This is a genomic window from Shewanella sp. SM69 (genome assembly GCF_025653985.1).
In the GTDB taxonomy this organism is placed as follows: Bacteria; Pseudomonadota; Gammaproteobacteria; order Enterobacterales; family Shewanellaceae; genus Shewanella; species Shewanella oncorhynchi.
The window spans coordinates 1-22,978 of the sequence record NZ_JAKKRV010000024.1; the positions used below are offsets into that span (position 1 = coordinate 1).

At 44.4% G+C, this 22,978-nt stretch carries 22 protein-coding genes and 4 pseudogenes; 14 read left to right on the forward strand and 12 right to left on the reverse strand.

Annotated features, from left to right (window positions below; genetic code table 11):
* Positions 1 to 7: 7 nt before the first annotated feature.
* Positions 8 to 280 (reverse strand): annotated as a pseudogene (locus L5M37_RS21810) (DUF4277 domain-containing protein); the annotation flags it as partial.
* A 221-nt stretch (positions 281 to 501) separates the two neighbouring features.
* Here L5M37_RS21810 and L5M37_RS21815 point away from each other — a divergent pair.
* From L5M37_RS21815 to L5M37_RS21845, 7 genes are all read left to right on the forward strand, one after another.
* A complete protein-coding gene (locus L5M37_RS21815) occupies positions 502 to 738 on the forward strand; it encodes a hypothetical protein (RefSeq protein WP_263179947.1) in 237 nt (78 codons plus the stop codon).
* Positions 738 to 2,348 (forward strand): hypothetical protein, encoded by a 1,611-nt coding sequence (locus L5M37_RS21820; RefSeq protein ID WP_263179946.1) that lies wholly within the window; start codon positions 738 to 740, stop codon positions 2,346 to 2,348. Before L5M37_RS21815 ends, L5M37_RS21820 begins: the two co-directional genes overlap by 1 nt.
* A complete protein-coding gene (locus tag L5M37_RS21825; RefSeq protein ID WP_263201829.1) occupies positions 2,341 to 5,289 on the forward strand; it encodes a hypothetical protein in 2,949 nt (982 codons plus the stop codon). The genes L5M37_RS21820 and L5M37_RS21825 overlap by 8 nt, the downstream gene beginning before the upstream one ends.
* Positions 5,290 to 5,296: 7 nt before the next feature.
* Complete coding sequence (locus tag L5M37_RS21830; protein WP_014610924.1) at positions 5,297 to 6,811, forward strand: hypothetical protein; 1,515 nt, start codon at positions 5,297 to 5,299, stop codon at positions 6,809 to 6,811.
* 402 nt (positions 6,812 to 7,213) lie between these two features.
* Positions 7,214 to 8,380, forward strand: a complete 1,167-nt coding sequence (locus L5M37_RS21835; RefSeq protein WP_263201830.1) for an Arm DNA-binding domain-containing protein — start codon at positions 7,214 to 7,216, stop codon at positions 8,378 to 8,380.
* A gap of 73 nt (positions 8,381 to 8,453) precedes the next feature.
* A complete protein-coding gene (locus tag L5M37_RS21840; RefSeq protein WP_263201831.1) occupies positions 8,454 to 9,179 on the forward strand; it encodes a zeta toxin family protein in 726 nt (241 codons plus the stop codon).
* Between the two features lie 21 nt (positions 9,180 to 9,200).
* A complete protein-coding gene (locus tag L5M37_RS21845; protein ID WP_014610884.1) occupies positions 9,201 to 9,365 on the forward strand; it encodes a hypothetical protein in 165 nt (54 codons plus the stop codon).
* Between the two features lie 77 nt (positions 9,366 to 9,442).
* On the opposite strand, the gene L5M37_RS21850 is transcribed toward L5M37_RS21845, so the two are convergent.
* From L5M37_RS21850 to L5M37_RS21860, 3 genes and pseudogenes are all read right to left on the reverse strand, one after another.
* A complete protein-coding gene (locus tag L5M37_RS21850; RefSeq protein ID WP_205403037.1) occupies positions 9,443 to 9,619 on the reverse strand; it encodes a tyrosine-type recombinase/integrase in 177 nt (58 codons plus the stop codon).
* Positions 9,620 to 9,690: 71 nt separating this feature from the next.
* Positions 9,691 to 10,704 (reverse strand): dTDP-glucose 4,6-dehydratase, encoded by a 1,014-nt coding sequence (rfbB, locus tag L5M37_RS21855; RefSeq protein ID WP_263201832.1) that lies wholly within the window; start codon positions 10,702 to 10,704, stop codon positions 9,691 to 9,693.
* Between the two features lie 555 nt (positions 10,705 to 11,259).
* Positions 11,260 to 11,642 (reverse strand): annotated as a pseudogene (locus tag L5M37_RS21860) (transposase); the annotation flags it as partial.
* A gap of 204 nt (positions 11,643 to 11,846) precedes the next feature.
* Here L5M37_RS21860 and L5M37_RS21865 point away from each other — a divergent pair.
* From L5M37_RS21865 to L5M37_RS21880, 4 genes are all read left to right on the forward strand, one after another.
* Entirely contained in the window at positions 11,847 to 12,335 is a 489-nt protein-coding gene (locus L5M37_RS21865) for a mobile mystery protein A (RefSeq protein ID WP_069453178.1), read from the forward strand.
* Positions 12,332 to 12,943 carry a mobile mystery protein B gene (locus tag L5M37_RS21870; RefSeq protein WP_115014218.1) on the forward strand — a complete coding sequence of 204 codons (612 nt, stop codon included), beginning with the start codon at positions 12,332 to 12,334 and terminating at the stop codon, positions 12,941 to 12,943. The genes L5M37_RS21865 and L5M37_RS21870 overlap by 4 nt, the downstream gene beginning before the upstream one ends.
* A 399-nt stretch (positions 12,944 to 13,342) precedes the next feature.
* Positions 13,343 to 13,597 (forward strand): type II toxin-antitoxin system HicA family toxin, encoded by a 255-nt coding sequence (locus L5M37_RS21875; protein ID WP_115014214.1) that lies wholly within the window; start codon positions 13,343 to 13,345, stop codon positions 13,595 to 13,597.
* Entirely contained in the window at positions 13,594 to 13,935 is a 342-nt protein-coding gene (locus L5M37_RS21880) for a type II toxin-antitoxin system HicB family antitoxin (RefSeq protein WP_014610929.1), read from the forward strand. Before L5M37_RS21875 ends, L5M37_RS21880 begins: the two co-directional genes overlap by 4 nt.
* A gap of 163 nt (positions 13,936 to 14,098) precedes the next feature.
* Here the strand turns inward: L5M37_RS21880 and L5M37_RS21885 are convergent, their stop codons facing one another.
* The 7 genes from L5M37_RS21885 to L5M37_RS21910 form a co-directional block, all read right to left on the reverse strand.
* On the reverse strand, positions 14,099 to 14,491 hold the full coding sequence (locus L5M37_RS21885; RefSeq protein ID WP_014610890.1) for a helix-turn-helix transcriptional regulator: 393 nt from the start codon (positions 14,489 to 14,491) through the stop codon (positions 14,099 to 14,101).
* A complete protein-coding gene (locus L5M37_RS21890; RefSeq protein WP_014610930.1) occupies positions 14,476 to 15,843 on the reverse strand; it encodes a type II toxin-antitoxin system HipA family toxin in 1,368 nt (455 codons plus the stop codon). Before L5M37_RS21890 ends, L5M37_RS21885 begins: the two co-directional genes overlap by 16 nt.
* Before the next feature lie 354 nt (positions 15,844 to 16,197).
* Positions 16,198 to 16,515, reverse strand: coding sequence for a CcdB family protein (locus L5M37_RS21895; RefSeq protein ID WP_014610892.1), 318 nt, complete (start codon positions 16,513 to 16,515; stop codon positions 16,198 to 16,200).
* Complete coding sequence (locus L5M37_RS21900; protein WP_014610893.1) at positions 16,515 to 16,760, reverse strand: type II toxin-antitoxin system CcdA family antitoxin; 246 nt, start codon at positions 16,758 to 16,760, stop codon at positions 16,515 to 16,517. Before L5M37_RS21900 ends, L5M37_RS21895 begins: the two co-directional genes overlap by 1 nt.
* 580 nt (positions 16,761 to 17,340) lie before the next feature.
* On the reverse strand, positions 17,341 to 17,523 hold the full coding sequence (locus L5M37_RS24185; RefSeq protein ID WP_041412043.1) for a nucleotidyl transferase AbiEii/AbiGii toxin family protein: 183 nt from the start codon (positions 17,521 to 17,523) through the stop codon (positions 17,341 to 17,343).
* A gap of 274 nt (positions 17,524 to 17,797) precedes the next feature.
* Positions 17,798 to 19,048: a type II toxin-antitoxin system HipA family toxin gene (locus L5M37_RS21905; RefSeq protein WP_014610931.1), complete on the reverse strand. Its 1,251-nt coding sequence runs from the start codon at positions 19,046 to 19,048 to the stop codon at positions 17,798 to 17,800.
* Positions 19,045 to 19,350, reverse strand: coding sequence for a helix-turn-helix domain-containing protein (locus L5M37_RS21910; RefSeq protein ID WP_004249763.1), 306 nt, complete (start codon positions 19,348 to 19,350; stop codon positions 19,045 to 19,047). Before L5M37_RS21910 ends, L5M37_RS21905 begins: the two co-directional genes overlap by 4 nt.
* Positions 19,351 to 19,633: 283 nt before the next feature.
* Here L5M37_RS21910 and L5M37_RS21915 point away from each other — a divergent pair.
* Positions 19,634 to 20,274 (forward strand): annotated as a pseudogene (locus tag L5M37_RS21915) (transposase); the annotation flags it as partial.
* Positions 20,275 to 20,396: 122 nt separating this feature from the next.
* On the opposite strand, the pseudogene L5M37_RS24115 reads toward L5M37_RS21915, so the two are convergent.
* Positions 20,397 to 20,552, reverse strand: a pseudogene (locus L5M37_RS24115) (type II toxin-antitoxin system RelE/ParE family toxin); the annotation flags it as partial.
* 81 nt (positions 20,553 to 20,633) lie between these two features.
* On the opposite strand from L5M37_RS24115, the gene L5M37_RS21920 reads away from it, so the two are divergent.
* Together L5M37_RS21920 and L5M37_RS21925 are read left to right on the forward strand one after the other, a co-directional pair.
* The gene (locus tag L5M37_RS21920) at positions 20,634 to 21,512 is read left to right on the forward strand and encodes a helix-turn-helix transcriptional regulator (protein WP_261762700.1); all 879 of its coding nucleotides are present in this window, start codon (positions 20,634 to 20,636) and stop codon (positions 21,510 to 21,512) included.
* Entirely contained in the window at positions 21,509 to 22,978 is a 1,470-nt protein-coding gene (locus L5M37_RS21925) for a DUF3375 domain-containing protein (RefSeq protein WP_263179935.1), read from the forward strand. Before L5M37_RS21920 ends, L5M37_RS21925 begins: the two co-directional genes overlap by 4 nt.

The following is a 22,978-nucleotide window of genomic DNA, read 5'->3' on the forward strand; positions in this document are numbered from 1 at the left end:
ATCATCAATCATCATTGAGGTCATCGGCACAGATCCCCGGGCCAATCAGGCGTTCTACAGGCTTGTTGGCAAAGAATTGCGGGAACATGTGCAAGGTCGAACTATGAAAGCCAAGACCGTTCAGTATCATCGCCACCAACGCTTCACCATGTGAGACTTTGTAGGGCGGCGTTTTGGGTAGCACCGCATCAATCATGCGAGCAATGCCGAGTTCTTGGCAAAGTGCAGCGACCAAACCAAGGTGGTCGAGGTTACGAATAGCGATAGCTGGAGTAGTCATAATGATCTACCTGCAAAAAGTAGTAATAGATCAGAATGACCGATCGCCGTCAAGTTTTTTAAATCGAAAATTAGGTGCGGAATGACGGATAAAAAAATAAACTCGAAAATAAAGACCTAAATAACAAATTTTAATTTTAGCTACGAAATTAGTTCCTGAATTGAAGATATTTACCATTTTTTTGTGATTTAATCTAAAGACCTTGATGTTGGAGCTTGGTTATGAGTATCGATAAGTCTGAAAAAGTACTGCTAAATTTACTTTCACAGCAACACCCACAACTTATCAGACTGCTGGCAAATGAAGAGGTTAAACAGAGTGAGAGTGTCCCACAGAACCGAACCTCAATCTCCTTTGCTGCGCGCAGGCTCATCAAATTCAAACTGCAAGTAGATCACTTAGCGCAACTCTCTCCCAGTGCAATTCATACCTCAGATATCGAAAAAGGATATGAGTAATGGGAAAGCTACAAGCTAATGCTAAAAGTAATAGGATAAAAAATTCCGGCGGTGTTATGCCAGATAGACTCAGTACTAACACAGCGTTAATGAAGATGTTTTATCAAGCCCAAAAACAGAGTCATGACACCAACACAGGCAAATTATTGATTGTTTTTATGTATTTATGGCTTACTCAGCAGTTAGATGACTTTCTCCTGCGAGCCAGTGAAAAACCCATCACAGTAGATGATATTCCCGACTGTCATAAAGTAAGAAATAGTGATGCATGCGAAGCACATCGATTCAAAAATCAGAAGTTTGAGGATGGCAAGTCTTGGACCTATTACGCACGTGCAACCATTACTCAAAGCGGCGATAAAAAATTTGAATGGCAACCCATCCCTAATTGCTTAATCCACATTTTCAAACCCTTCGTTAGCAATCACAGCTATAACGTTTCATGGCTAACGGCAGCGGAAAAACAACAATTGCTTAATCTGCTCATGGCAAAATGGCGAAAACCTGCCGAGATCGAACACTTTCCAGCGATAAGAAAGCAATTGTTTTTTAAGTACATAACACGCTGTATTCGCACAGATAATCAACTATCCAGTTTAACTAAATCATTATTATTACCTGCTGATATACGGCACCATCGACATGCAGCGGTTTATCAGCAAAAAAACAGTGAACACGTTCGAACAGAGCTATTTCACGCGCAAGATCGGTATCTCAGTCGATTATTCACTCATGCAAACTCTCTAGGTGTGAGCAAGTTGCTGACACTCACATTCTCGTCGAGTTCAGCAGTAAGTAATGCCACACTTCCCAGCATTTCACTATTAAATGACAACGCCAAAAGAAACATTCCCGCTAATATTACAAGTTCAAAAGTGGGTGTGAGTTTTCATAGTAAATGGGTTGGTGAAGACCTAGAAAAATACGCAGACGAGTCCGTGGTTTTCGGTAGTAGTCGACTTATACCCGAGAGTGAGATTGTTGCGATTTTTCGTCATCTTCATGACGAGATAACTTCATCTAAGCCTGAAAACAAAGCTGGTCAAGCCGCTTTAATTCATTATCACAATCTCTGCGCTAACCATACTGCGCTGTTATTTATACTGCTTACGGGCATGCGCCCTACCCATGCTATCTCTATCAATAAACAATCACACTATGATTACCGCCGCACGACAGTATCTGATAAAGGCTTTCAACGCGAAATCAGAATTTGTGACTATCTGAGACAACAAATTCTGCATTACACCACGCTGCAACAAAAACTCAGTTTGAAGCTGAATTTGAGCAATGCTCTTCCCTGGGCATGGAGTTTATATGATGCAAATAATCAAGCGACTGCAATATCAGCAAAATCGCTGCGACAATTTTTACATCAAAGAGCCAATGGCATTGTCCCCTATGTGTTGCGTCATCAATTTGCGCAAAGTGCCGCTACCAGCATTATACATAAACTGACAACACACCAAATTGATCGCTTAATGGGACACGCGGAGTACGGTGAACATCTGGGCAGTGACCATACATTTCCAGCAAGCATAAAACAACAAGACTTATTTCTTGATAGTCTGCCGGCTCGATACGGCTTAAAGGAGTTGAAATATGTCTAGTTTATTCAACAAATTAAACCCTGTTGAGATTTACAATTATCACCAACGTCAGGGCTTGTCAAACGCTGGCATAGATGCCATTAGCTGGGTGATCAGCCAGTGGCCGAACCCAACACTCAAAGCCTCAAACCTTTCAGCTCAAAAGCCGACTCACATATTAATCAGCCAACCCAATAGTCGTGAAATCACTCTTCAAGATTTACAAGTCATCAATAAAATCATCAGATCTGTACCTACAGGCAAGCAACGTCACTATAAACGTGCGCTAGAAGCCATTATTGTCTACCTCAAAGAAGCACTGAAGTGGCAAACTCCTGAGATTGAAAAGCTGCCTTGGCCAGATCCTGATTTAAGATGGTATGAATGCATCACAGCTCAAGCGAACGATGCATTTAAACTGCAAACAGAGTATGAAAACGTCAAAGCTCAGTTCTTGCAACAGCGCTCCGCACTGTCAGCTGAGTTTATGGCATTGATTATCGCACTTGAAATTGCGCCACTAACCATTGCACATCTCGTCAACATCATTAACGACAAAGAAAGCATTCAGCGTATTGAAAGACAAACATATCTTAATATCAAACACTTAGATAAGTCATCTAATCAAGACGATCTACCGAAATCAAGCCGGTATCACCTGCCCTTATTTGTCTATCAATCATTGACGGAATATCAGGCATATTCGCATAGCAAGCTAACTGAAAAGCAGTTGCTAAAAAGATTAGAAACCTTATTAACGTCATTCTCCATATCAACTCAGGTCTCTCGTCATTACCAGCACCTTTTTCAAGCCGTTTGGCACTATCGCGATCATGTCGTTCCTACATTCTTAAAAGATATTAGTTACCCAGAACGTCATGTCGCAACCCCTTTAGTCTCGGTTGACAAGAAGGACCAACAACGACAATTAGTGAGAATTTATGGCATCGATTATGACGAAATGGCAGTTACCGCAATACCTAAAGCCAATCAAGCCTCGAAGAAATGGCCGCACCTCGAACTGCAAAATAATCGCAATAAGATTACAGAATGTGTCCATGACCTTAGTCATTGGCCTGTAGACAATATCCTGCCAACAATGCTCTATCGATACACGTTAGAACTCATCAATTTCGGTGGGGTAAAAAAGCAAAAACTCGCAGACAGCACCATCAAAAAATACTGCAATATTCAATTAAAACTCACGAGCCCGCTCAGTTATGACCAAGCAATAGACCAAGAACTACTACAACAATGGAGCCACAACATTTATGACAATTTAGCGACTGAAACAGAGCAACTGATCATGCTGTATTTTTTTCGCTTTATGCGTCACCAATCACTCACAGACCATTTAGACATTAGCCAGTTCGAACCACCACTCAGCCCTCCAGGTGTTGATCCATTTCGGATCTCAATAGAACAGTTGCATGAAATCGTCGCAAAGCTCATCGCGCCGCCCTACGGGGGGTTATTGCAGAGGTTATTTTGCGCAGTCACTGTCATTATCAGCTATTTCGCAATGTTGCGCCGAGGAGAGTTACTGCGTCTTCGTTTAAAGGATGTATTTGTTGATCCAGCGAATAAACAATTGTTTCGTTTCAATATCACAAATACTAAGGAGGGGACGACCAAAAGCAAACATTCACGCGTCGTCTATACAGTCATACCGGAAGAATTCGCGATTTTAGTCAGAATTGTGATAAAAAACAGTGAGCTTTGTGAACCTCACCAGCATTTGATCGGCTTCACGGATGAGCCATACCATTCACGGCAGTTGCAATACTTATTACCTGCCACTAAATGCATCAAAGCAATATGCGGCCAGCAAGCGCGGTTTCATCACCTGCGTCATAGCGGTGTACATTTATTTATGCTGCAAGCACTGCACCTTGCATACAATCTGCCGCCACAGCAAACCACGAATACAGAGCAAATGAAACGCTTACTCCATGATGACGTGCTTGCTGCGCGATTTGACTATTGGCTTGAAGGGCAACCATTTTCACTGTGTAATGATGGGATTTTGTTAGATGAAATGACTCGTCAAATCGGACACGAGTACTATGCAACAACTCGATGGTCCTATCTGCACGATATAGACTGGCTTTACCCATTCTATCGGCCAGGCTTTGGTGAATCACAGCCTCGAGAATTCTCGCATAGTGAATTGCGATATTTGCTGGGGTTAAAAAACGACTCAAATGATCTATCACGTCAACTCGCTTTAATCAGCCCTGATTACCAAGCAAAAGACATTAACCAGAAGCGTCAAAACCACGTCTTACTCACAGAGACAGCACTGAGACAACATCTATTTAAGACGAATAAAAATAGTGTCGCCCAAAAGCCGCTCAGCGATTTTCATACAGTCTCGATTGCACAAGACACCGTCAAGTATCATCAAAAATGGCTTGGTAACGCCAACAAAATTTCTCATGACTTTCTTCAATATCTATTTCTTGAAATGCGAAAAGTAAAAGAGGTTAACTGGCCGTTATTAAGCCAAATCTCGCAATCTCCAGGCAAATATCAATTCTTGCCAATGACCAAAGCGCAAATCACAGCACTCAGTAATTTGCCAGCAATCGTGCTAAGCAACGGCATACATCCAGCATTAACATTAACCTTGGCGTGTAATGTCAAAAATGCACGACATTTTGCAGCAGTATTTCGTCAGCCACTGTGGCGCTGGTTAGCGCCCAGCTTTGTGTTAACCGTGAATAGAAAAACAAAAATCGACATTCTATTAAACAGGTTAAAAGACCATTTTGCTCAATCGGGTGAAACAATAACGCTTCAAAAACAACCTGTTGGTCAAAGCGAACTGACCATCACTCTGACGCCCAAATTGAGTGAAACCAAACTAAACCCTCATAAGCAGCACGCTAAGTTAGTGGATCTGCAATTTGTCGTTCAACAAACACAGCTATATCTCTCACACTTTCAACAGAACAACTAGGTGTATTATGTCAAAGATATTAATCCCGAAAATAAAATCTCCTTTGTTTATCAATATGATAAATGCACTAGACAAACATCATTCGGATGCATGTATCAGTGTGTTTATCGACAGCGATAACAGCCGTATGCTCCTTATTGGTGGTGCCCCTGGTCAATACGGACAAATTGAAATACCTCTCGAAAAAGGCCATGGTTTGAAGAATGCTGAATTCTCAATCCCTTTCGATTTTTTCATGTGCATGAAAGAGCAACAGCAAGAGTTTAATACCCTAGCCAATCAGTATATTTTTGAGCTCAGGTACAAAAATGGCAAATACATCAATATCGAGTATTGTTTATTACTCAGAGACGACAAAAAGATTGATGATTCAATACATTTCCCAATGTCCCGTTTTGAATTAGACGCTGCTCATGAAAATCATATTCAATATCAGGTGGCCAATACTCAACGTGCTTATCATGAGCTGAACGGACGCTCGATTGTTGACATTATCAATTCAACCAATTCACTCATACCTTTTGATTTTGTTGAATTTAGAAAAAATGAAAAAGAGATCCGCTTCCAGAAAAATGGTGAAGTCACGACCAAACGATTACAAGACAATATCGACTTACCTCATACCCTCCCCTTGACTGAAGCCGCAAGCCAAACGCTTAAAACGCTGTACATGAACTCTGAAACAGGCAGCATAGCGTTTAGCTTAGAGGGAGAACTACTCACGTTTAAAACTGACCAGCACACGCAAAGTATCTCTCTGGAAGGCATAGAGCAATTTCATCGAAAAATAACTCAGGAAAGCACGTTACTCCTTGAATTTGCATCTAATTTATACGATTTCAAACAGTTAAATAACATGATCTTAAAAGAAACCAGCGTTAGATCGCTCAATACTGCGATGCTACTGTTTGACAGCAACAGGTTATTCTCATGCATGTTGCCCGGACGTCGGGAGTTCATTCGCGAAGTCAGCGTTAAACACCTTCATAATCACAACGCATTATTATTTTCCTATTCGCCTCGCACTCTCAAAGACATGAAATTAAAAATTTTTGCTAAAGGAGGCGAGATCCGCATTACGTTAACTCAAAATCAAAATGGTGAACTGAAACTCAATTTCTTTGATAAACCAGAAGATATGTCACCGTTTGATAGCCTTAACTTAGTATCAGAACAATCACAGTTAGCTGCATATCAAAAATTGAAAAACGAGTACCTGAACACTTACGATGACCGCTACATTTTGCCGCCATCGCGCCAAGGAGAACTCGATTTGTTTGCCGAACAACCAAGCGATGTGCCAGACGAAATTGATACTCCAGTTAATGACATAGAGTCGCATGCGCAATACACCGACACGACAGAAAACCAAACAGAAGATAAACTCAAGAACGCTCGTGTTTATTCGCCAACGACTCATCCTGATTTAGCACCTAAACCGAACAATAAGCATTCCGAAAACATCACAGAAAACAGTGGCGATTTAGCCAATATCGATGAATATGGGTTTGCCGATGATTGAGTCAGCCCCCAAACTTAAACTGAATACGGTTATGTGTGGTTGTGAGGTAAATGACGGCAACAAACTTCCGCTAAATTGCACAACAATTTTCATTGGTAAATGGTCAATTTAAAAAGCGCAGCAATTTAAAACAAAATACTGGACAAATAAACAGTATTAGTTATATTGATAGGTGTGTTTTTAACCAATAGTTGGCAAACTGCAACTATTGGAAGGGACATTCCAGGTTGAGTTGCGCGATGTAAAAGTGCGGTTAACCTAATAAATAAGCAGTTGGGAGAGAGCGGCTGCAACCACCCTCCCCCGTATCGGCTGCACTAGCTATTAACCCAGACCCAGCCGATGGCGAAATTCTAACGAATTCCATCGGATAGGGACAGTGCTATTTGATGGAGGCCACCTATGGCTCATATTCGTGTGCGCCCCAATGGGCGTATTCAGTTCGACATGCATCTTTATGGCTGCCGTTTTCGTGAAGGCACAAAAATGCTGGCCACACCTAAAAACCTTGCTACTGCCAAAACTACGCTCAAAAAAATGAACGCGGAGATAGACTTAGGCTGCTTTCAATACCGTGACTATTTTCCCAAAAGTAAAAAAGTCACTCAATTTGAGCAGTTGCAGCGTGAAAAACATCCTGATCGTGAATATCCATTTTTCAATGATTTTGCTTATCAGTGGTTTGAACGCAAAAAGGCGACGTGGAAAAATAGCTATAGAAACACCATGCAAAACGTTTTAGATAAGTATCTGATCCCACAATTTGGGAATACATTGATGAATGAGATCACCCTATCGCAGATCGATTTTTATCGTCAGCAGTTAATGCAAATGGTAAAGGCAGATAATACCCGGCAATTATCTAATCGGCGCATTAATAACTTACTGTGGCCCATCGTCTCCATGGTAAGCCTCGCGGCAGAAGAATATAAATTTGAATACCCATTGAGACGCTATCGCTCACTTAAAGAAGAAAAGGCTGAGTCTCATCCGATGACGATAAAGGAGGTTAAACTTTTCCTATCCCACGTCCCTCCCGAATGGAAAGATTACTTCATCATTCGGTTTTGGACCGGCATGCGCAGCTGTGAAATACATGGATTAGAGTGGCAACATGTTGATTTTAATCACCGCTTAATTCGCATACGGCAAAACTGGGTGAATGGTGAAGTATGTGATGTGAAAACACCAAAATCTAGGCGTGATCTTAAGATGTGTGACACGGTATACGATGCCTTTAAACGCATTAAAAATTTGGCATTGTCAGAGTCAGGCTTTGTGTTTACTGGCAAATCAGATGCGCCACTGGATACCCATTTTGTTAGCAAAAAATTATGGTACCCGACACTCATTAAAGCGGGACTGAAACATCGACGAGCTTATGAAACTCGTCACACCGCGGCAGTGCTGCATATCGCAGCCCTAGAAAATCCACTGTATATATCTCAAATGCTTGGCCACAGTGATACTCGGTTATTATTTGATGTCTATGCACCTTATGTTGCAAACGCATCTCGAAGCGATGGCAACGCATTTGATAAACTCATGCGCAACGAAAACATGCTGTAAAACCCCGTAAGTTATACTCAACTTGAGTTGGCTGATATCATGTTGTTTAAATCTGGTAACGTTATCACTGACTATGACAGAGCAAGAAACAGAAATTGAAACTCAAGCGGTCACCTATGCGAAAGCAAATCGTACTCGGATAGCTCGAGAACTGACCGATTTGGACAAGTTTCCAGCTGATCAACAACCTGTGTCTATTTTTATGTGCGGCTCTCCTGGCGCTGGAAAAACCGAAGCTTCAAAAGCGTTTCTTGAAATGTTTGATGAAACGGGAATTATTAGGCTTGACCCTGATGAGCTAAGAGTCTTCTTCCAAGAGTACACTGGTGAAAATTCATTCCTCTTTCAGAAAGCTGTCAGCCTTATTGTTGAACCAACCCTAGAGAGAATTTTTAACAACAACCAAAGTTTCATCTTAGATGGTACTTTTTCAAACTTTGATATCGCTTGTAAAAATATCGAGCGCTCACTAAAGCGAAATCGAGCCGTGCTCATCATCTTTGTTTATCAAGAACCTACACTAGCCTGGGAGTTTGTCCAAGCAAGAGAAAAGCTTGAAGGCAGACGCATTTTACCTACTACATTTATCGATCAATTCTTAAATTCGCAAGAGGTAGTCCGGCAAGTCAAAGCCAAATATGGCGCGGCAATCAAGATAGATTTACTGATAAAGAACAATGATGGTAGCACTCGTATTTACCATGATAACATTACGGATGTTCAGCATCATATAAAGAAAAAATACTCTCGCACAGAATTAATAAGACTGCTAAACTTGCCACCTGAGCCTATTTTTTAGGCTGTTTTATGTGAGAAATCTATGTCGACCAATACAGCTAAAATTAACGTTACTACATCCAAGCTTTCAGCCTTTGTTATGAACGCAAGTTCAGCAGAGAAAAAACGTGTGTATACTCAAGTTATCAAGAAAGCGACTGAGTCACAGAATAAAATGATTATTGAAGCCAAATCCATGGCAGTGTAATTCATTGGTTTTGTGAATAAAGCCCCGTTAGGGGCTTTTCCTATTTCCTCTGCATCATCACCAACACTCTTCAAGATTCATTCCCCCTCTCGTGCTGCAGGGTGCGTATGATGATAAACCTCCTTTAGCTTACCAATCGTCACCTGGGTATAGACTTGTGTTGTCGAAATATCTGCATGGCCTAGCTGCTCTTGGATATAGCGAATGTCGGCACCATTTTCTGACATTACGGTAGCGGTGGTATGTCGATACAAATTACATGCACCAGGTTTATCAAATTAAATTAGATCCTAAAAGTACTCTGACATCAATTACGCGGTGGTTTTTAGACCGCTTGCACTATCCACTCGACCGTTTTCCTAAGGCCTGAATCAAAGGATTCGAGTGGTTGCCAACCTAATTCACGTTGAATTTTACTCGCGTCAATGGCGTAGCGCACATCATGGCCTGGACGATCAGCAACATTTTGTATTAAATCACGAAACCCCATGCCACTCATTGTCAGAGACTGCGGATGAGTGGGCACTAACTCTTCTAAGAGATCGCAAATTCGCTGCACCACAGCAAGATTAGTGTATTCATTTGAGCCTCCAATATTATAGGTTTCCCCTAGTTGCCCTTCAGTGGCGACTAAAAATAACGCCTTAACATGATCATCCACATACAACCAATCCCGCACCTGCTGGCCATTGCCGTAAACGGGCAGTGGTTTTCCCAATAACGCATTATTCACCATTAAAGGGATCAGCTTTTCAGGGTATTGAAAAGGGCCATAGTTATTAGAGCAGTTAGTAATAACTATCGGTAAACCATAGGTACGATGCCAGGCGCGAACAAGATGGTCCGCCGATGCCTTGCTGGCAGAATAAGGAGAACTAGGATCATAGGCGCTGGTTTCACTAAATAGCCCCGCCTTTCCAAGGGAGCCATAAACCTCGTCGGTGGAAATATGGTGCAATCGAAAACGGCGCTGTTGTGCTTGCCCTAAAGTTTGATAATAACTACGGCATGCCTCGAGCAGTGTGTAAGTTCCCACGATATTGGTTTGAATAAACTCCGCGGGCCCATCTATTGAACGGTCCACATGGCTTTCGGCCGCTAAATGCATCACAAGATCGGGTTGGAATTGCTGCAACACCTGGTCTAACCTTGCCCTATCGCAAATATCTGCCTGCACAAAATGATAGCGCTCACTATCGGCAATAGCCGCTAAAGCCTCTGGATGACTGGCATAGGTTAACTTATCGACATTGATCACGATGCACATCGTTTGCTCAATCAGCATTCGCACTAATGCCGATCCAATAAACCCTGCACCACCGGTAATGAGTATTCGCATATCGCCTATCCCAAAGTAAAAGGTTAGAAAAATAAAAAGCCCGAAAGTATACAACTTTACCTGTAGAGCAACGTGACCTTTTTAAGTACGGGGTGCAAGAAGAATGCTACCTGTGCAAGGCGGAGCGAACACAGAGGCGCATGCGTGCCATTGATTGACGATAAACATCACGCTTAGCTTACCGTAAGGAGTGAACGATTCAGGCATTGTTCGGTAACGGGTTAAGCATCAATAGCGCTTCATCTAATGATGATGTGCCCCCTAATAGACTCACACATTGCTATAGGTTTTTTCAAATAAAATTCAGCATCTTAAGCATAAATCACTTTAGCGCTGAGACATTTACTTTGCTAAAAATGGCCATTTGAGACACTTCCCTGCCCTCATTATTGTGCTGTCGCAGGGTTGTTGAGCGACTGTTGTCTTATCAAATACTGGTTGATAACGGTGTACACGCTCAGATCTGCTCTGACAATTACTCGTTTTTTCTGACGACTCCGTCAGATTAGATTTGAGCTAAATTGAGGCTGTTCATAATTCTGTGTCAGGTTAATTTCACAGATCGATATGGTTTTCTAAGCGCCCCTCAAAATGGATTGAGAGCTGTGATAGCGTAAAATTCCAATTTTGGATGAGATGGGGTGAGTCCAGCGCTCAGAGGCCTTCAATATACCCGCGTAAAGCAGCTTGAGTAAACTGTTCTCGTTAGCAAAACCGCCCTTCGTTTTGGTTAGCTTCCTGGATTGTCGATGTACCGCTTCAACTGCATTGGTGGTGTAGATAGTAGTACGGACATAGTCTGGGTATTTGAAATACACCGATAGCAGCGCCCACTTGTTACGCCATGATTTAATCACCACAGGGTATTTATCGCCCCATTTTGTCTCCAGCTCATCCAGTGCCATTTCAGCCGCATTCAAGGTGGCAGCCTTATAAACTAGCGCTGCCGAAGACGTTTGCTCTTCCAAGATGAATTTGACACGACCATTATCCAGTAAACAGATAGCCAAATAAGTAGCGTATTTTATAATCGATACATTTGCCTTTTATGTGTATAAAAAATTAGATACAAGAATCCTTATAATGTATGTAAAATTAGATACTATTGTCGTTTCATTGTATTTAATTAGAGATACAAAATTATGAAAAAATCCGGTGTCTATGCCGTTGCACTCAAGCAAGTCAAAGCAAAAATCAGCGCTTTACTCGGTTTATCTGTGCCTAAACCGCCGAAAAATGGTTGGGTGCGCAGTATCCGTGAGGCCTTGGGGATGTCGGGCGCGCAATTAGGTGAACGTCTTAATCTCTCTCGTAATCAAGTCTCCATATTGGAGCGTAAAGAAGCCGATGAAACCATCACACTCAAACAACTTAAACAACTGGCGAGCGGGCTCGATGCCGAACTGGTTTATGCGATTATTCCGCGTCAGTCGATTGATGACATGATAGAAGCGCGCGCTATGGAGTTGGCCAAGCAGCGTTTGGCCATGAGCCACCAATCGATGTTTTTAGAAGCACAGCAGTTAACCTCAGAGCAACAACAGCAAGCGCTGGTTCAATTAGCCAATGAGATTAAAACTGGCAGCACCCGAGATTTGTGGAAAGTCAGTTTGCAGGAGAAATACCAATGAGTCTCTTTGTTGAACCAGAGGGCGCAACCCAACTAAATGCTGATGATGTTGCCGGGCTGAAATTTGATCACATCACGACTCGCGAAGAGCTTAATGAGCTTGAAAATGCCAACATACTACAAGGGTTGAGTTGGTTAGCCACGACGCCTAAAACCAGCATGGATGACATTCTTTCTATGGCGTTTGTGGAAGAGTTGCATCAACGTTTGCTTGGTGATGTGTGGGAATGGGCCGGCAGCTACCGTCACCGAGAGTTGAACATTGGTGTCGATCCGCTGAATATCCGGCCAGATTTACACAACTTACTGGAAGACATCAAATGCTGGATTGAGTTTGAACACTATGACAGCCTAGAACTCTCGGCTCGGATACAGCACAGGTTAGTTAAAATTCACCCTTTTCCTAACGGCAACGAACGTCACTCGCGCGTGATGACGGACTGCATACGAATGGTACTACTCAAACAAAAGCCTTTAGTTTGGTCCAATACAGATTTGGATAAACAAAGCCAAGAGCGGGGTGAGTACATTGCGAGCTTACGCCAAGCTGATGCCGGCGATTATGCGCCTTTAATTCAATATCTTCAGGCGAAAGGGAATGTGACTTAAACCAAGCGTTAAGAGCTAAATATACAATTACAGTGTGGAGACTTTATTCTACTCACACATATGGACGCTTACATCCCCGCAATAAAAGTACGGGGTTTTACGCTTAATGAGATAGAGACGTTACTAAAAAATGCGGGGATTGAGCAGCCAAGTGTGCTATCTGGACGTAGAGCATTCGCAGTAGAGCTTCACCGCCTCGGCTACGATGTTGCTCACATACTTCATATGCTTGGCAATCGCACTTTGGAGACAACACAAAAATTACTAACTACAGACCCCGTATCAATGTGGGCAATTGCCGCTAATGCATTTTGATTGGTGGTACTAAAAAATAGTACCAAATTCGCTTGAAATGATACTAAAAAGTAGTACTATCGATTTAACGGATTATGAGACTTTATGAACAAAAAACATTTAAGAACGTTGACGGCTATCTTTGCTAGGCCTGTCAGCGGAACTATCAAGTGGTCTGATATTGAAGCGCTGTTTATTGCTCTAGGGGCTGACATTGAAGAGCGTGAGGGGTCTCGAATTGGTGTGGTGCTGTTTGGTGAAGTTCAGGTATATCACCGCCCACATCCTCAGAAAGAAACTGACAAAGACGCAGTGATAAGCATCAAAAAATGGTTAGAAAGGAACGGGGTGAAAGCATGAAAAATCTTATGATGATCAACGGGGTAAAAGCCTTTATTGATTATGATCCAGACGCTGAAACATTCCGTGGTGAGTTCGTAGGCTTAAACGGCGGCGCGGATTTCTATGGTGAAAGCGTCGCTCAATTGGAAGCCGAGGGCGCGAAGTCATTAAGCGTTTTTTTAGAGATGTGTCAGGAGCGTGGCATTGAGCCTTACAAAAACTTCTCTGGCAAATTCAACGTTCGGATCTCGCCAGAGGTTCACGCTCGACTTAATGAAATTGCGCTATCGCAAAGCATTAGTTTGAATGCAGCGGTAGAAAATGCAGTCAATGACTACATTGCACATTCAGCGTAGGACGGAAAATTGTTCCTCGTTTTGCGGGGATGCAAGTGTTGGCATATAGCTAATGTTAAACGGGGTTCACCATGTCAATTAAAGCATGGGCTTGGCAATCTAATTCCTGACTTGCATCTGCACCCAGGCAGTCGTCGCTTTGCGGCGTTCTAGATCTTAGCTTCTAAATCGCCTCTACCGCCATTTTCAGCACGACACTATCCTTTGGCATTAATGCTATACGAAACCCGACTCCGCTAAAAACTCGATTAATCAACTCAACACCGTTTTTACCTTTATCACTTTCGATATCAGACAATGCTTTACGGCTAACGCCAACCATTTTGGCATATTGGTCCTGGCTCAGTGATAACAACTCAACTCTCAGCCATTTAAGTACTTGACCTTGAGTCTTTTTCCCCGAAAAGAGATCCAATGTAGCGGCTAATAATAAATCTTCCCTATCTTTAAGGGTCAAAGGCTTTCGATTAACCGAAATTTTTTTTCGACCACCTCTGCCTTTTGTTTCAATCGAATCCGTTGCAACATTAGATGAAACCGTCATAATAGCCCCCATTGCTGCATTCTCGCTTCTAACGTGGCAAAACCAATTCCCGAATGCGCAAGAATCGATTCTGGCACACCCCGCTGACGTAAACGTTGCTCAAGACCAAGCAAACGAGCAGCGGTTTCATTCAAAGCGCTCATTAACTCATTAGGCGACAGTAAATCAGATAAATGTTCTGCAATTGCAGGAAAGTTATACACGCCACCTAACTCCATTCCCTCACCCCAGGTAAAGGTACGAGTGATCATCTCATAATCTGCTTTCATTGGCGCAAAATCATAAATGGGTGCCAGCTGGACGCGGTTTCCATACTTGATAAAAGAGGTATTTCGGCCATGATTATCTGAATTTCCAAAGGCAATATTTAATAAATCTCTACGTACCCATTCAATCACAAACGCCTCAATGCCACTCTTGCCTTCAAGCTCAGCCTCAACGTCGAGTAGCGTCCTGGTATTACCATAATTTTCTTTTTTATTAAACGCGGCCAAAAGCCGTCTAATCACATCGGCATGTAGCAAAGGCTTTGCTGTCGGCTCACCTAAAATGGCATAAACCGACTCCATGCCATAACTCACCATTGCTCCCGCCTCAACACCGTAATCAAAGCGTGGCAACCATAAAGAAGGGCCACGTTCAGCTTCAATAAGCTTCATCGACTCAACGGAAATAGTCTCAAAGCCCAATTGTGTAAGCTCATGATAAAAATGATACTCTGCTCGCAAAATATCGCCATCCAGAGTGGTTTTACCCCTTGGAAACTTAACTAAATAAGGCTGATCGAGATTACGCGGATCATCTTGAAAGGTATCAATCCAAACATCTTGCTGCGCATTTAATCGCACTAATAACTTAGGTGCGGCCCCGCCTGCGCCGGAAGCGCCACCTGCTGCTGCACCGCGAGACTGGGCATACTCAATAAAATCAATCTGCAACTCACTGACATCAGCGATACTAAAGGTAACAGGTAATGATCTTTTAGCCTTTTCAGGCACCGATTCTTTTATACGTAAGTTGCCAATTGGCGCGATAGTTCCATATTTCAACAATTGGAAATCACGTTCCAAATTAGGCAAATCCTGCAATCCAAGCCGCTTAACCCAATAATCCCGGCTGGAACCTGCTGGCATAATATCTTCTAAAAAACGATGCCAGTGAGGGCTTCGCAACGGGATATTATCAACGGGTAACGATACACTCACTGCAGTTTGCGCAAATTGATGGAAGTAAGACGTGACATGTTCGATCTCATAATTTAATACACATGGCCCGCCAGTGCCCTTATCTGGCGCATAAAACTCCACCAAAGCAACATCACGCCATTCTCCGGCAATGTTCATCTGCACCGTTAAAATTTGCATTACCTAACCCCTAAAAGCAGACGACAATTAATGAACACTATAGCACTCAAAAATAGATAAAACAGCTAATTAATGCAACCTGCAGCACTCAGTAATTAAGAAAAATACTAATTAATGACACCTAAAAAACGCAAAAACAGTCAGAGAAAATAAGATGGGAGGAAAAGCAAAGACGTTGACGGTTGACGGAACGCTCGCAAGCTCACCGTCCGGGCGGAGCCCGTTCAGTAACCTGCAGCGGTAAAACGGCGTTCCTAGATGTATGGACTCCCTCCCACTAAGAGGGTACGGTCTTAATCGATTCAAAGATTAGCCAAAGGAGTCCATACATCTCGAGCAACGCTCCAGCTTCTGTTATATGCCAGTAATCAAAAAATCGATAGCCGCTACGATCTCATCCCTGAAACTACTCAACTCATTGACAGGCTCACGTAAAATCTTCGTTGGTACACTTGCCATTTGGTGAGTTAACATCACGAAGTCACCCTCATCGATATGGATCACAGGGCATAAATGCCTAGGGGCTTTTTTCTCCAATAGTTCGACAGGTGTTAGCGGAATAACTAACCGAGTATTCAAGATATTAAGCAATTCACTTTGAACATCAACAAAGTAAGGATATGCAATTGCAGTGCTCTTATCGTGGTTTTGGTATAAGGCAAACTGTGACATTAGAATACTCGGTAAGAATCAGAAAATAAGCCTTGTTTTTCAACCAATTCATTGCAAGCGTTAATCGCTTGGGCATTTTGTTCTAACCATTCGGCTTTTAGGCGATGCTTTACTTCTTTCTCAAGAGCCTTTTCCATTGTCGCTGAAAGATTTATGTTCAGGCGTTTAGCTTCCGCTAATAACTCACTGTTTAAGCTTAAATTTGTAGCTTTTTTGTGTACTTGATTGCTATATTTGTTTCTCATAACAATAACCCATGCGCGTTGTTTGTGCGCATAAATTATAAGTATGGATAGGATATATAACAAGCCATCAAAGATGGCGCTGAGTGTATCTATAAACTGCAGCAGTAAAACAGCATTCGTAGAATGCTTAAGCGCATCGCTACTAGAGTCTAAACCCTAGAGCCACGTAGTGGCGTTCTAGCAGTTGCGTCGCAACGCCAAAGCGTCTCCCAGCCGAAGGCCGTCCTTTTTGCTGCGCCTTATATGCTATATACTCTCCCTGTATTCATTAAATCGTGCAATGGGCCTATGCAACAACTAAATGAAAGCATTATTTGATGCTCAGTTTGGTGCACTCAGTGCCGTCATTGCAGGGGCTCGTGGTTGGACGGACATTCGTGAATACGTTCTGGGTCACCATGAATAGTTTCGCCGTCAACAGTTAGATGTAATATTTGGCGAGGATGCCTGCCAAATTTACCGGGAGAATGCGGCATAAAATGTCGCTAATTTGCATCATATGTCACTGAACATGCTACGAGCTACAACTCAAGCCCATACCGATTACCGATATACTTTTCAATGACCTGCTTCATTGCAATTAACATCTTACTATTGAAGTCCCTACCTCCTGCAAATCAAGATATTCACTATATCGATTTGATTCTCGGCACAAACGCAGTGAAGTTCCGCCCTGAAAAACCAAGTTATCGAGTACCCAAGCTTCATCCAGTGCATACAAGATGTCGTAATGAAGAAGTTCTTTCTCAATGACAGGGCGCATATCCTTTGCGCCTCCTTGTTCCACAGCTTTAAGTTACTTTTATCCTACGAGTTTAGAAAATCAAAGCAAAATAAACCAACTACTTTTTTATAGCACCTAAAGGTGTTGTACTGAACTCTTCATGGCTACTAGAAAAAGGGTATAGTTTACAATTACAAGATCGATACAAAAAAGTCAGTGGTTCAAATCAGTTGGCAGAGGCGCTTTGATACGTAATAAGGATCTGTTGATTATTAATTGAAATAAGTTGAGCTACGCTGCCGTAAGCTCACCATTAAACGTTAAACGCTGATTGTTTCATGGTTTGCTCGGCTCGGCTGACCCCTAGCCGCTTAGCAACGGTTTGCCATTGCTTAACCGCCATTAATACTTCATCGTAAATTTGCGTGGCTTGGGTTTGCGAAAGTCGGAAGAAGTCTTTTACGTCAAAGGCTAATTGGTAGTCTAGAGCGTTGTCTGTATCGGTAATATTCAGATGCAGGCCATGCTTACCCACTATCGGGTTTAAATCATAAGCGGGTGATAACTTCCAACCATTCTTTGTTAATAAAAACCCATGGTTACGCAGATGATCATCCGTGTTGGACACCGCAATATTAAACACGATACGTCGCCATAACTGTGCTAAATCAGCTTCGGTTTGCGCACCACAATTGGAAATAAATTCAGCAATCTCTAAGTAGCTGGCACCTTGAAATTGTTCACCATCATAGTATTGAAGCTGTGTCATGGCCGATGAAAAATGCAGTCGCTTTTCGCCATCGCGGTCAAACCGTTTTGTTAAAAAGGTATGGTGCTGTGACGAAAACTGCTTGATCTCACTTGGAAACATGTCAACACCTGCCGCCAAAGCCAATTCATAACAGACCATCTCCCATGCGCCCACGTCATGGGTATCATTTAGATTGGGAAACTTTGCAATCCACAAGTGGCCTTGTTCATCTGTGACACAAGCCTTGGGCCTTGCACCACCTAATGATGAGCCTGGAGAAATCAGCATTTTCAACCAGCGATAATACTCGTCACTGTCGATGTCATCGTCTTTTTCAATCTGCATGGCTGCGTGCTCTAGCTCTCGCAAAGAAGCCATTGGCGGCGCAGCAAATTCAGAATTGTCGTCCAAAAAAGCATTCGAGCCTGCTCGCTTAAATCGAATACCACCCATCCGGTAAGAGTCGTGCACGCCCAACAGGTAATCCAATTCGTTTAATCGACTTGTTGCTCGAATGCCTTTGCGCGCATCAATCGCCGCACGCCGTTGCATTAAAATACGTCCCCATCTATCAGGCGATGAATCAAGAAATGCGCGAAAGTTTTTATCGGCTTCATCGTTGTAGAGTTCACCGGAGTGAAGCGTCAAGATTGGATCAATTTGCAAGCGACAGGTTGAGGTTAAAAATGCTTTATCGTAGGCAAAACTAAACACGCCACCTCGGCTTGAATCGCTATAAGTAAGCCGCCCTATTAGCAGTGGCGCTTCGATTGGCTGCCAGTCGGCATAGACTTCGACGATTTCACGGCTCATCTTGAACCTTCCAGCAATTTTATGTTTTGCAGCTTGATACCCACTTCATCATGAGCGGCCATTTCCGCAAAGTTGCTTTCCATGCCAAGTACGGCCATTACTTTTAAGTAAGTGCCTATGGCAACGCCCGGATCACCTGCGAAGACTTTGTTCACGGTTTTATGATCAAAACCAGTACGTTCACACAGCAGCTTTTTTGTAAAACCACGTCGTTTCATCGCCAACAACAAGTCCTCACCAAAATGAGTCAGGATTTTGCGTTGCTTTGGAAACAGTACATTGTGTAAATCACGCTTAGCCACACCACCAACCAAAGGGACTATATTCCCACTATTCAGCCATTAATGGGAATATAGTCCAACTTTGAAATCAAAGCAACTCTAACATGTGAAAGGCAGGACTATATTCCCACTTTACTGAATATTATAGGATTTATATCCCACTTTTAGGTTTAGATTGCGCGTTGGCCAAAGCGATGATGTGAATCCCTGAATGTCAAAGGCAACCAAATCACACTTTTGTGTGATCTGATCCAGTAGTTCTGTACACCGCGCTAAGTGAGTAAAATCACATAACGAGGTGCCTATGACAACTAAAAAGAACCGTAAGACTTATACCGCAGAATTTAAAACCGAAGCCCAGAAACTGACCGAGCGTGTTGGCGTGGCCGAAGCAGCACCGCAGTTGAAGCTATACGAAACCCAGATTTACAACTGGCGTAATGCATCAGAGAAAAAATCCACTACCAGCCAGCGTGAAGCTGAACTAGCGGCCGAAGTAGCTAAGTTACGTCGCCAACTGGCTGATCAGGCTGAGGATTTAGCCATCTTAAAAAAGGCCGCAACCTACTTCGCGAAAAATCAAAAGTAGCTGCATTTGAATTTATGCTGGAGCACCAACACAGGTTCCGCCTGCTGCGCATGGCCGCTGTGTTTGGTGTATCGCGAAGTGGGTATTATCAGTGGCGTCGTACCGGTGAAGAACCTGGCGAGAAAGCCCTACGGCGGGCCGCGCTGGACGAGAAAATCAATAAGGCTTTTACGCAAGGTAAGCAACGTGACGGTGCGCGCCATATTCAGGTTGCGTTGGCTGAAAATGGCGACCATGCAGACCTGAAAACGATATTGAACAGCATGAAAAGACAAGGGTTAAAAGCCAAAGCAGCTCGTAAGTTCAAGGTGACCACAGATAGCAACCATCAGTTGCCAGTGGCCCCAAATTTGCTGCACTACAGCAAGATCGGTGTTTTTCAAGGTAGTTACCCCTCAAACTGAAGCAGTGTTACCAACTACAATACACCTCCCGCTTGGCCCGCACCTAAAGGAGCGGGATTGCGCGGGCGTTTTGTTCAACGATTTTCTCGCGTATACCATAGTCGCAGCATGTAGATAATCGAATCAAGGATCTCATAACGAACATCGTACTCCCCAACCAAAATCCTCCTAACCTCACAGGGCTCAAACTGGAACAGTTGCTCTCCAATTCGTGGGTTGGTGAGCAAAACCGCCACCATCTAATCAAAATGATTGCATCATTTTGATTAGCCATATACTATAAAGCGCACTAAAGCAAAATGAGAAGTCCTATGTCAAGACTTGGTGATTTTCATCTCTATCCTCATGCTCAACGTAACCGCTTGGAGTTTATAGACTTCTGCCTCTACTACTTTGGCGAGGTGAGCAAAACCGATCTGCTACGCCAGTTTGCGGTCGGATCTGCCTCCTGTACCCGGGATTTGGCGCTATACCGTGAACTGGCTCCGGAAAACCTAGAGTTCAAACACCAAACCAAGCGCTATCACATAACGCAAAAATTTGTACCGCTGTTTAACCATGAGCCGGAAACCCTGCTCAGCCGCCTGAGCCAGGGTATGGGTGAAGGCGTAAAACAGATCTCGCCACCCGGCGAACACTGTGTAGATGCCATCCGCCTCATCCATCCAGACAGCAACACCATAGCCACCCTGATGCGCGCCATCACGCAGCGGCGGGCCATCAGCGTGCGCTATCACTCCTTAAGTTCCGGTGAGACAGAGCGTGAGCTGGTCCCCCATGTCTTGGTTAACAACGGCCACCGTTGGCATGTCCGCGCCTACGACCGGCGGCATGGTGAGTTTCGCGACTTCGTCACCACCCGCCTGCTGCAAGTGCACGAATTGGCGCAAGCCCCAAACACAGAACAGCGCGAGGCAGATCTCGCCTGGCAGCGACAGATGACGCTGACACTCGTCCCCCACCCCGCGCTTGTCCACCCAGAAGCCATAGCCTTGGACTATGGCATGACCGATGGACAATTAACGCTGACAGTGCGCGAGGCGCTGGTGGGTTACTTGTTGCAACAGTGGCGAGTCGACTGCTCACCAGATGCCCGGCTCGATCCCCGTTCCCATCCGCTCAGACTGGCCAACCATGACGTAGTCGCCACACTGACCAACTGCCGCCTGCTGCCTGGAGTTGCCCCATGAATCAGGATCTGAGCTTTGAGTTTCTGGAGCAGTTCAAGGAGCAAAGCTTGGCGCTGCGTCTGTTGCGCTCCCCTCACTTTGCCCTGCTCGCCAGCTTTCTGCATCGGGCCTTTCTGGCTAAAAACCGCCGTGCCATCCCCTATCAGGAACTGATCGACGCACTGGAACATCATCTGCAGGACATTGCCGACAGCCATGGTCCCGAGCTGTTTCCCAAGAGTGCCCGCGCCTATGTCGACGACTGGATCAACAGCCGGGGCGGCTATCTGCGCAAATACCTGCCACTGCAGAGCGATGAACCCGAGTGCGACCTGTTGCCCGAGATCGAAAAAGCCCTGCGCTGGATCGAGGAGATGCAGGGGCGCCGGTTTGTCGGCACCGAGTCACGGCTCAAACTGTTGCTCGATCTGATCGGAGAGCTGGTCCACGGCACCACTGAAGACAGTGCATCCAAGCTCGCCACCCTGAGCGCTCGCAAGGCCGAGATTGAGCAGGCCATCTGTGCCGTCGAGCAGGGACAGGATACGGGGATGTCAGCGACCCAGATCCGCGAACGGCTGTTTTTTCTGGGCGATCTCTCGCGCCAACTGCTGGGGGATTTTCGCCAAGTGGAAGCCAACTTCCGCAGTCTGGACAAGGAGACACGCAAGACCATCACCCAGAGTGGCCTGCATAAGGGACTGGTACTGGATCAGGTGTTTGGCGATCAGGATGTCATCGACAACTCGGACGAAGGACTGTCCTTCAGCGCCTTCTTCGAGCTACTGATGACGCCACAGATGCGCAGTGCCATGCGCCAGAACCTGCAGTCACTGCTAGAACATGAAGAGGCGAGAAATCTGGTGCAACAGGACACCCTGCTCAGCCATCTCTACAGTTACCTGCTGGATGCGGGAACCAAGGTGAACATCACCCGCCAGCAGATCACCGACCAGTTGCGCCGTTACATCCAAGAGCAATCCCAGGACAATAAACGCATTTTGGAACTGATCCGCGACTTCGAGGCACAGGCGCATCGCTTGGAAGGGCTTGATAGCCGCAGCTATCCGGATTTTGCCTCTGTGTCAGAGCAACAGGCCACGCTCTCTGTACTGCTGAGTCGCGGTCTCTACCATCCGCCGCAGAGCGAACAGTTCAATAACTCGGTAGCCGAAGCCGTGCCACAGGCAGAAGTGGATCTGCGTACCCTGTTCGAGGTGAGCCATATCGACGAACAGCAGTTGCAACGCCACATCCAACGTTGTCTGAGTGACTATCAAGGTCAGGTGAGCCTGGCCCAGGTCATCGAACACTACCCGATACGCCATGGCTTGGATGAGGTGCTCACCTATATCAAGCTGGCCTGCGAGCAAACGCTGCCTGCTCACATCGACACCACCCGGGAACAACAGATCCGCTGGCAGGCCGAGCCTGAACTCTGGCGGATATTGCGCATTCCAGCCATCACCTTTGTCAGGGAGCTGTAA

Excerpts from the sequence above, each read along its gene's own strand:
- L5M37_RS21815 (WP_263179947.1), top strand. The coding sequence starts at position 502 with ATGAGTATCGATAAGTCTGAAAAAGTACTGCTAAATTTACTTTCACAG.
- L5M37_RS21820 (WP_263179946.1), top strand. The coding sequence starts at position 738 with ATGGGAAAGCTACAAGCTAATGCTAAAAGTAATAGGATAAAAAATTCC.
- L5M37_RS21825 (WP_263201829.1), top strand. The coding sequence starts at position 2,341 with ATGTCTAGTTTATTCAACAAATTAAACCCTGTTGAGATTTACAATTAT.
- L5M37_RS21830 (WP_014610924.1), top strand. The coding sequence starts at position 5,297 with ATGTCAAAGATATTAATCCCGAAAATAAAATCTCCTTTGTTTATCAAT.
- L5M37_RS21835 (WP_263201830.1), top strand. The coding sequence starts at position 7,214 with ATGGCTCATATTCGTGTGCGCCCCAATGGGCGTATTCAGTTCGACATG.
- L5M37_RS21840 (WP_263201831.1), top strand. The coding sequence starts at position 8,454 with ATGACAGAGCAAGAAACAGAAATTGAAACTCAAGCGGTCACCTATGCG.
- L5M37_RS21845 (WP_014610884.1), top strand. The coding sequence starts at position 9,201 with ATGTCGACCAATACAGCTAAAATTAACGTTACTACATCCAAGCTTTCA.
- rfbB (WP_263201832.1), bottom strand. The coding sequence starts at position 10,704 with ATGCGAATACTCATTACCGGTGGTGCAGGGTTTATTGGATCGGCATTA.
- L5M37_RS21865 (WP_069453178.1), top strand. The coding sequence starts at position 11,847 with ATGAAAAAATCCGGTGTCTATGCCGTTGCACTCAAGCAAGTCAAAGCA.
- L5M37_RS21870 (WP_115014218.1), top strand. The coding sequence starts at position 12,332 with ATGAGTCTCTTTGTTGAACCAGAGGGCGCAACCCAACTAAATGCTGAT.
- L5M37_RS21875 (WP_115014214.1), top strand. The coding sequence starts at position 13,343 with ATGAACAAAAAACATTTAAGAACGTTGACGGCTATCTTTGCTAGGCCT.
- L5M37_RS21880 (WP_014610929.1), top strand. The coding sequence starts at position 13,594 with ATGAAAAATCTTATGATGATCAACGGGGTAAAAGCCTTTATTGATTAT.
- L5M37_RS21885 (WP_014610890.1), bottom strand. The coding sequence starts at position 14,491 with ATGGGGGCTATTATGACGGTTTCATCTAATGTTGCAACGGATTCGATT.
- L5M37_RS21890 (WP_014610930.1), bottom strand. The coding sequence starts at position 15,843 with ATGCAAATTTTAACGGTGCAGATGAACATTGCCGGAGAATGGCGTGAT.
- L5M37_RS21895 (WP_014610892.1), bottom strand. The coding sequence starts at position 16,515 with ATGTCACAGTTTGCCTTATACCAAAACCACGATAAGAGCACTGCAATT.
- L5M37_RS21900 (WP_014610893.1), bottom strand. The coding sequence starts at position 16,760 with ATGAGAAACAAATATAGCAATCAAGTACACAAAAAAGCTACAAATTTA.
- L5M37_RS24185 (WP_041412043.1), bottom strand. The coding sequence starts at position 17,523 with ATGCGCCCTGTCATTGAGAAAGAACTTCTTCATTACGACATCTTGTAT.
- L5M37_RS21905 (WP_014610931.1), bottom strand. The coding sequence starts at position 19,048 with ATGAGCCGTGAAATCGTCGAAGTCTATGCCGACTGGCAGCCAATCGAA.
- L5M37_RS21920 (WP_261762700.1), top strand. The coding sequence starts at position 20,634 with ATGTCAAGACTTGGTGATTTTCATCTCTATCCTCATGCTCAACGTAAC.
- L5M37_RS21925 (WP_263179935.1), top strand. The coding sequence starts at position 21,509 with ATGAATCAGGATCTGAGCTTTGAGTTTCTGGAGCAGTTCAAGGAGCAA.